The organism is Nakamurella sp. (assembly GCF_048594475.1).
Classification (GTDB): Bacteria; Actinomycetota; Actinomycetes; order Mycobacteriales; family Nakamurellaceae; genus Nakamurella.
Map to the genome: position 1 here is coordinate 1 of NZ_JBMDXT010000291.1, position 2299 is coordinate 2299.

Here is a 2299-nt window from a genome sequence, read left to right on the forward strand (position 1 = left end):
GTTGACCTCCCGCCCGATCTCGGCGTAGCAGGCCTGGGCCGCACTGGTCACCTCCGCCGCGAACGTGGACTGCAGGTCGTCCAGGTAGTCGACGTCGACCGCGATCCCGTCCCGCTCCATGATGCCGAGCACCGTCATCACGGGCAGTTCGATGTCGGCCAGCAGCGACTTCTGGCCCAGCGACTCCAGGTGCTGCTCGAGCGCGTCGGCCAGGTCGATGATGGCGCGCGCCTTGACCATGTCCCGGGAATCCTGCTCGGCCTGGGCGCTCTCGTTCTCCTCGGGGATGAGCGAGAGCTGCTGGCCGGCGTTCGTGCTGTGCTCCGGATCGAGCGTGCGGTGCAGGTAGCGCTGCACCAGGTCGCCCAAGTCGAAGGTCTGCTGGCCGGGCAGCGCCAGGTAGGCGGCCAGCGCGGTGTCGCAGGCGACGCCGTCGACCGGCCAGCCACGGGCGAACAGGGCGTTGATCGCCGTCTTCAGGTCGTGCCCGACCTTGCGCGGGGTCGGGTCGGCGAACCAGGCGGCCAGCGCCGCCTCGTCGTCCGGGTCGGCCGCGACGACGTCGACGACGGCGGCCTCCCCGTCGGCCGCGGCGAAGGCCAGCGGGTGCACGTCGCCGCCGCCGGGCGCCCAGGTCCCCCGGACCACCAGCCCGACCCGGCCGGCGCCGTGGGCGTCCAACCAGCTCCGGACGGTGCCCGGCGCGAGCCGGTTGCCGGCCACCTCGAACCCCTCGGTGCTGGTCTCGTCGGCCTGCTCGAAGTACTCCAGCAGGCGTTCGCGCAGCACCCGGAACTGCAGGTCGTCGAAGATCTTGTGGACGGCCTCGCGGTCGTACGGCAGACGCACCAGATCGGTGGCCGGGTCGGCGTCGACCGGCACCTCCCGGATCAGCTCGGTGAGCCGGCGGTTGGTCAACACGTGCGGCAGCGCCGCACGCAGCGCGTCGCCGGCCTTGCCGCGGACCTCGTCGACCCGGTCCACCAGCGCGGTCAGGCTGCCGAACTCGCGGATCCACTTGGTGGCGGTCTTCTCCCCCACCCCCGGGATGCCGGGCAGGTTGTCCGACGGATCGCCGCGCAGCGCGGCGAAATCGGGGTACTGCAGCGGCGTCAGCCCGTACTTGGCCTCGACCGCCTCGGGCGTGTAACGGGCCATCTCCGACACCCCGCGCTGCAGGTACAGCAGCGTGACCTGGTCCGAGACCAGCTGCAACGCGTCCCGGTCGCCGGTGCAGATGCGCACCGGCAGCCCCTCGGCGACGGCCCGGGTGGTCAGGGTGGCGATGACGTCGTCGGCCTCGTAGTTCTCCGCGGTGAGGTACGGGATCCGCATCGCGGTCAGCACCTCTTTGATCAGGTCGATCTGCCCGGCGAACTCCGACGGGGAGGTGCTGCGGTTGGCCTTGTACTCGACGTACTCCTCCCGCCGCCAGGTCTGCCGGGACAGGTCGAAGGCGACCGCGACGTGCGTCGGGTTCTCGTCCCGCAGCAGGTTGATCAACATGGAGGTGAACCCGTACACCGCGTTGGTGGTCTGCCCGGTCGTGGTCGAGAAGTTCTCCGGCGGCAGCGCGTAGAACGCCCGGTAGGCCAGGGAGTGGCCGTCCATCAACAGCAGCGCCCGCCCCGGGTCGGCACTGTCGGGGGCGTCGGGGGCGAGCTCCTCGGACTGGTCGGTCATCGGCCCTGTCGTCGCGGTGGTCACGGGGGCGAGTCTAGATTCAGGGTCCGACAGACCCCCTTTGGAGAGTGGATGACCGACTTCCCCGGCCCCGCCGGCGCCCGCGCACTGGCCTCCCTCGGCCCGTCCGCCGACCCGGCGCACATCCTCGAGGTCGTCCGCGGCATGCGCGGCGAGCTGGCCGAACGGCTGGGCATCGAGGTCGTCGAGTTCACCCCGGAGCGGGTGGTCGCGACCATGCCGGTGGCGGGCAACCGGCAGCCGTTCGGCCTGCTGCACGGCGGGGCGAGCGCCGCCCTGGCCGAGACGATGGGCTCGTTCCACGGCTCGCTGGTCGGGGGTGGCCGCGCCCCGCTCGGTATCGACCTGAACTGCACCCACCACCGGTCGGCGACCGGCGGTCTGGTCACCGCGGTGTCCACGCCGATCCACGTCGGGCGGACCATCTGCACCTTCGACATCGTCATCACCGACGAGCAGGACCGCCGGATCTGCTCCGCCCGCCTGACCATCATGCTGCGGGACATGCCCGCCTGAGTCCGCGTCGATCTCCGCGGGGCTTGGGGACCCCGTGGCCCGCCCGGGGGCCCGAGGCCCCGGGGCACGCCGGGGGGGC

General features: G+C 72.1%; 2 protein-coding genes. One reads left to right on the forward strand and one right to left on the reverse strand.

Translation table 11 applies throughout. The annotated features are described in order from the left end of the window. Positions 1-1611 (reverse strand): 5'-3' exonuclease H3TH domain-containing protein (locus tag ACOJUF_RS13465; RefSeq protein WP_420122351.1); only part of this gene is annotated, 1611 nt, incomplete at its 3' end. 144 nt (positions 1612-1755) lie between these two features. On the opposite strand from ACOJUF_RS13465, the gene ACOJUF_RS13470 reads away from it, so the two are divergent. Beyond that, a complete protein-coding gene (locus ACOJUF_RS13470; protein ID WP_420122350.1) occupies positions 1756-2220 on the forward strand; it encodes a hotdog fold thioesterase in 465 nt (154 codons plus the stop codon). Positions 2221-2299 lie beyond the last annotated feature (79 nt).